Annotated in this window: 6 protein-coding genes; 1 reads left to right on the top strand and 5 read right to left on the bottom strand. The window is 41.0% G+C overall.

The genetic code is table 11. From position 1 onward, the window contains the following. Positions 1–107 precede the first annotated feature (107 nt). Positions 108–1,496 (top strand): H(+)/Cl(-) exchange transporter ClcA, encoded by a 1,389-nt coding sequence (gene clcA, locus JK188_RS15845; protein ID WP_187129520.1) that lies wholly within the window; start codon positions 108–110, stop codon positions 1,494–1,496. A gap of 171 nt (positions 1,497–1,667) precedes the next feature. Here clcA and tehB read toward each other — a convergent pair whose 3' ends face one another. From tehB to JK188_RS15820, 5 genes are all read right to left on the bottom strand, one after another. Beyond that, positions 1,668–2,555, bottom strand: a complete 888-nt coding sequence (tehB, locus tag JK188_RS15840) for an SAM-dependent methyltransferase TehB (protein ID WP_211886332.1) — start codon at positions 2,553–2,555, stop codon at positions 1,668–1,670. 140 nt (positions 2,556–2,695) lie between these two features. Then, positions 2,696–3,775, bottom strand: a complete 1,080-nt coding sequence (locus tag JK188_RS15835) for a linear amide C-N hydrolase (RefSeq protein WP_211886333.1) — start codon at positions 3,773–3,775, stop codon at positions 2,696–2,698. 210 nt (positions 3,776–3,985) lie between these two features. Continuing rightward, entirely contained in the window at positions 3,986–4,759 is a 774-nt protein-coding gene (locus JK188_RS15830) for a topoisomerase IV (protein ID WP_249215519.1), read from the bottom strand. 261 nt (positions 4,760–5,020) lie between these two features. Continuing rightward, on the bottom strand, positions 5,021–5,599 hold the full coding sequence (locus tag JK188_RS15825) for a YceI family protein (RefSeq protein ID WP_036952050.1): 579 nt from the start codon (positions 5,597–5,599) through the stop codon (positions 5,021–5,023). Positions 5,600–5,612: 13 nt separating this feature from the next. Then, complete coding sequence (locus tag JK188_RS15820) at positions 5,613–6,170, bottom strand: cytochrome b (protein ID WP_036952053.1); 558 nt, start codon at positions 6,168–6,170, stop codon at positions 5,613–5,615. Between the last annotated feature and the right edge of the window lie 166 nt (positions 6,171–6,336).

Here is a 6,336-nt window from a genome sequence, read left to right as displayed (position 1 = left end):
CTCTAATGTCTCTTTTTTCAGCTTTTCAGGATTATTGCTATACTATGTTTATCATTCATACTTCATAAGTTATTGTTGTTAAATCATTTTAAGAGAATCAAAAAGCGATGATGCAGGCTAATTCGACTCCAAAATCAGACAACAAAACCCATTTTAGTTTTTTACGTCACGTGAAGGAATCCGATAAAACACCACTCAAAGTGCTTGTTTTAGCGGCTATTATTGGTGCCGTCGTTGGGCTGATAGGCTCCCTGTTTATGCTAGGGACTGAGTGGGTCAGCAATATTCGTATCGCGTCAGTTAATCAATATGTCACCAACAAATGGTTGGTGATCCCTGCCATGTTTGTGGCTTCTGCCTTATTAGCCATGCTTGGCTACTATTTGGTTAAACGCTTTTCACCTGAAGCGGGGGGATCTGGGATCCCTGAAATTGAAGGGGCATTGCAAGATTTACGCCCTGTCCGTTGGTGGCGCGTGATCCCAGTGAAATTTATCGGTGGGCTAGGTACGTTGGGTTCCGGTATGGTGCTCGGTCGTGAAGGGCCTACCGTACAACTGGGGGCGAACATTAGCCAAATGTTTTATGACCTATTTCGCCTCAAAGATAATGAATCTCGCCATACATTATTGGCTGCGGGTGCCGCTGCGGGTCTTTCTACCGCCTTTAATGCTCCATTGGCGGGGATCCTGTTTATCATCGAAGAGATGCGCCCACAATTTAAATACAGCCTTATTTCCATCAAAGCCGTGTTTATTGGCGCCGTCAGCGCCACCATTGTTTTTCGCCTAATTAATGGCGAAGCCGCGGTATTGAACATTGGGCAATTCTCCTCTGCCCCCATGGAAACCCTGTGGTTATATCTGATTTTGGGCATGTTATTTGGAATTGTGGGAATTGGCTTTAACCGCTTCTTGCTCTATCTGCAAAGCCTATTTTTAGCTTTCTACCAAAATAAAGTGTCGCGGTTTGTTTTGATGGGTGGTTTGATTGGGGGGAGCTGTGGTGCTATCGGTGTGTTTGCGCCAGAAGTTGTGGGTGGTGGCTATAGCGTAATCCACCAAATGGTTGCCAATAGCTTCACTATTACCATGCTGATGGTATTTTTTGCCCTGCGCTTTTTAACCTCAACCATCAGCTTTAGTTCTGGCGCGCCGGGAGGGATTTTCTCGCCATTATTAGCCCTTGGTACACTGTTTGGCGGAATCTATGGTTATGCGGCACTGGAGCTGTTCCCAAATTATTCGATTGAGGTTGGTACCTTTGCAATTGCTGGCATGGGAGCGTTGTTTGCCGCGACAGTGCGAGCACCATTAACAGGCATTGTCTTAGTGTTGGAAATGACCAATAACTATCAATTGATTTTACCGATGATTATTACCTGTATCGGCGCAACAATGGTGGCGCAATTCTTAGGGGGTCGACCACTTTATTCAGTGTTACTCGAAAAAACCTTAGAGCGCAGCGAAAAACAAGCAGCAGCGTCCAATCCCTAAAATTCATTTTATCTCTCACCATAGAACGTAAAATGGGTTGCCTAGGCAACCCATTATGTTGATGACAAAGAGGGATAAAATTGTGGTTTTCCCTTTTTGTGTTATCAGGCGAAAATCAATAAATTGATTTTCCTCGTTAATTTTACAACCTATTATCTTCGCTATCGCAGGTTATTTTTTCTTGGCAATCAGCGTCGCAAAGTTCAGTTTAATTCGGTTACCTTGCGCATCGGTTCTATGCAAGTGTCCTGGGTTTTCATTGTATTTAAGAATTTCCCAGTCTTGATAATATTGCTGTAATTCACCCGGTTTTAAGAAGCACTTAAATGGCACCATATCCAATGGCGCATCTGGTGTTTCTACTGCGCATACCACAATATTAATCCCACCCGCTCGGGTATGTAATTGCATATCCGCGATAATGTCAGCGATTTTATCCCGTTGTAGGAACATCAATACGACTGTGGAAACAATCAAATCATAGTCATCTTGGATTTGGTGGCTATTAATGTCATATAGCGCAGTATGGATATTTTCTATGCCCGATTGCTGCTTAACAGTTTCAATGGCTTGAATATGATTTTGGTTAATATCCACCGCCGTCACATCGTACCCTTGCTGAGCAAGGTAGAAACTATTGCGCCCACGACCTGAACCTAAATCTAACACTTTGCAAGGTTTCGCTAAGTTATTCTCGCAAAGATAGCGCACTTCAGAGTGAGGCACACTGAGATCATACTGTTTATAAAACTCAATTTCAGGACGGCATAAAAAAGAGAGTTGGCAACGCATATCATCGCTGCAATCGGCAATACGATGCCAGACTTGCGGTTGGATCACTGGCGGTTGATTTTGCGTATCAAAGGTAAATTTTTGCTCGCTACCGTCTTCATCAAAAATAATAAAATCGAGGGAGCCTTGTAATACCTTCAATTGAGCGAATGTATCTTCTTTGGTGTTATGGCGGTCTTGGAACATTAACGGAACCGAAGCCTTATCCCAAACAGGCATGGTTTTGTAGCACACTAATTCAGTCATGGGGTCACCTTTAAGTTGCATATTAAATACATCTTATGCCGTTCATCTTAATAGTGCAACGTTTTCATAGATAGAGAATGGATGAGTTGATGTGCATCAACCTCCTGCAGCACAGGAGGTCAAATTCAGAATCTTGAACTCAGAGATTTGGACTGAAAATCTTAGTAACCCAGCTGCTCTGCACTCAGTCCCAAAAATTCAAACGGTTTGGTATCAACATATTGCGCGGTCGCATCACCCGAATAAATATGGCTTTGCTCTTCACCGAGATCCAATTTTTTCACTTTTCCGGTCTCATTGGAAAAATCAATTTTCTTTAGATCCGTCCAAAAAATATTTGGCGTTAAAGCAGACTCAAAGAAATAGAGTTGACGCTTGCTATCAACCAGTGTGCGCCAACGGGTAGATGAAATCTCTGGGGATGTTTCCGACGTTAAACCGTATGGAACAGACACATTACGAATAACCCCAAACACACTGGCAACAGCTTTATTTGGCGTCGTTTTTTGTGGAATAGCATTAATGTAGAACTGCGCTCGAGCGAAACGATCCGCTGAACGGTTGGTTCCCGGCAGCATTACCGTACCACCAATACCTTGCCAATACTCTTGCATCGCTAACTGTTTTTCATAAACCGGTGAGTTAGTCATGACTTGGTATTTACGGCTATGGTGAATGACTTGTTTGCCATCGATATATTCGATAATCGCGCTATCACCACTCGCATCGGAAAGCGATAAGTGCAAAGTCGCTAAGCGATTTTGTCCCGGAACCTTATCAGTCGCAACTATTAGTGGCGTTTTTTCTAATGCGGCAACAGCTTCTTCAACCGTGGCATAGTTGTCCAGCATATATTGTGCCCATAGCGAAATAGACAACGCGGGCTTTTTATTATCTAACTCAGGGTATTTCGATTCGGCGAGCCAAAGTAAGTTTGCCACTAACCCTTTTTCATTAACGCCATCCGTCGTAGAAATATCGTAACCTGACGCTATCACGCTACCGTATTTGGATTTCCATTTGAGTGATTGCGGCCCTGCTGCGCCATTTCGCTCCATACCTCGTGGAAAAATCCATAAATTGGTACCCACATCATATTTCCAATCCATGGTTCTACCAGTCATGATTTGTTGGTCTTCCCCGAGATAAACAACGCGGGTACAAGCCTGAGAAACCATGGCAGGAACATAAATTGCAGCGATGGTTAAGAGCGTAACAATGCTTTTCGTCACAAATCGCATCTTGCCTCCAAATGGTATTGAATGAGTAGCGCAGATAAGCCACGCAAATAAATAACTACTATTTATATTAGACAGTATATCGTTTTCAGCGTGTTTTTAGAGGATAGATATTGAAACAAAATGCAACAAGGATTAACTCACTTCATCAAATTGTTGACGTTTTCCCGTGAGTTAATCCTATTAAAAGATGGAATGGATTAGCCGGCGCTATTATTTTTTCTTTGCAGAAAACCATGAGCGTAATAATGCCGCTTTTTTCTGATTATCAGGAATATTTAGCGCGGAGTCATACAAGCTAATTGAAATTTGGCAAACTGTTGCAGGTGATTTTTTCCCAGCCTTCACATCAATCAGCATGGTGACGTCATTTCCGTATTTTTCCGTTAATCCGATTCTCAGAGAGTCCATCAATGCCTGATACTCTTCTTCAGATAACGTGGTACGCTTCTCGCTAGTTTCGCTGGAAATCAACAAGGCATTGATCGCGCTCACTTGTTTTAATAAGACATCTTGGCTTTTTTGTGGCGGAATGACATCCGCAGGATCCCTTAACTGTGGGAATAGCGCGTCGTAACACATTTTCCCGGATGGGTCTTGCTCTAACAATGATTTGATATTGTCGTTCACTTTAGCAACAAAATTAATCACTGTTTCATCGGAGGCATAAGGCATGCGCTCAACGACCAGATTCATTGATTGGCTAACAACCTGATCCAATAATTGACGACGTAAGTCTTCGTTAGCAGGATCATATTGAGACATTAAAGGCTCAAAGCTCTGGTAAATGACCGGGCTTAATTTTTTGATCGTGACTAAAATCGGCAGTTCTTTTTCAACTTGAGCAATGGCCTCTGAATGAATTTCGCTATTACTTTCCGTCGATAGTACGTTGTTGTCTTTACTTAACCAGTAAAAACCCAGCGCAAAGATAATAAAAATGATGCTAACGACTACTGCGATTTTGCGTGAACTGTTTGTATTCAATGTGAATCTGCCTTTTAACAATCTGTCTTTTAGCTATTTGTTGTTAACAACAAAAACCAAAAAACCAATACTCAATAATAAACTCTTATCATTATTTTAGTCGTGAATACGGCCATATCGCTATAGGAATAAGAGTAAATGCGAAGAAAAAAGCAGAAAATTAACGGTTCTAATCGGAATTAAGAATGAAAAAACCGCAGACACTTATTTCAGTATCTGCGGTTTTGAAAAATCGAAGGAAACGCATTTCAAAAATGCAAATTACTTAACTTGAACACCTTCAACAGACAGCATTAATTCAACTTCTTGAGATTTAGGGCCTAAATCAGATTTGATATTAAACTCTTTCAGCTTAATGTTCCCTTTCGCTTCGAAGCCTGCGCGGTAGCCACCCCAAGGATCTTTACCTTCACCCGTTAATTTCGCATCTAAAGTGATTGGTTTCGTCACGCCGTTTAAGGTGAAGTCCCCTGTTACGAGGTATTTGTCACCCTCTTTTTTCACTTCTGTGGAGACAAATTTCGCTTCTGGGAATTTTGCTGCATTTAAGAAATCCGGGCTACGTAAATGCTTATCACGCTCTGCGTGGTTAGTGTCGATACTGCCAGTTTTAATCGTCACTTCAACTTTATCTTTCGCAGGATCTTTCGCGTCGTAAGTAAAGTTACCATCAAAATCTTTAAAGCTACCGTATAACCAGCTGTAGCCTAAATGCTGGATACGAAACTCAATAAAACCGTGTTGACCTTGTTTATCAAATTGATAATTTTCTGCCAGTGCAGATCCCGCTGATAATAATAAAGTACCCGCAGCAAGACCTAAAATAGATTTCTTCAACATAACTCTCTCCACGTTATTTATCGGGATTAAAACCCAACATTCTTTTTAAAGTAATATCACCATCAAAGAAATGGTGTTTTAAAGCTGCAAATGCATGCAGAACAGATAACAAAACAACAGCCCAAGCTAAATAAAGGTGAATTTCACCTGCTGTATCCGCTTGTTCTGCTGCACCTGTAAATAATGCAGGCACTTCAAACCAACCAAATACACTTATTGCTTGTCCATCCGCAGTTGAAATTAAATAACCGCTGATCAAAATAGAGAATAAAATAATATAAATTAAAAGCTGAACCGTAATTGAAGCAAATTTCGTTAATTTGCTATAGCTCGATAACGGCTTAGGTGGTGGAGAAATAAATCGCCAAACCACACGAAAAAGCATGATAAAGAATAGCAACATTCCTATGCTTTTATGTATTTCAGGGGCTTGATGGTACCAGGTGTCATAATAGCCTAATGACACCATCCATAAGCCTAATGCAAACATTCCATATACGACAATTGCGACCAACCAATGAATGAGCAGCGAAAGATGCCCATAACGAGTGGCGTTATTTTTCCATTGCATAATTTAAAAACCATATAGTTTTAAAGGTAATTACTTGTTTTACCAAGTGGGAATAATCATAAGGTTAATCTGGCTTTATTCCTATCCCAAAGTTAAACAAATATTTTGTCGAAGATATTCAAATAGTATCATCATCATGATGAAAAATAGGTGAATTCTATTTTTC

Origin of the sequence: Providencia sp. JGM181, assembly GCF_018257375.1 — a bacterium.
In the GTDB taxonomy this organism is placed as follows: Bacteria; Pseudomonadota; Gammaproteobacteria; order Enterobacterales; family Enterobacteriaceae; genus Providencia; species Providencia lanzhouensis.
This window is presented reverse-complemented; position numbering and strand designations above follow the sequence as displayed.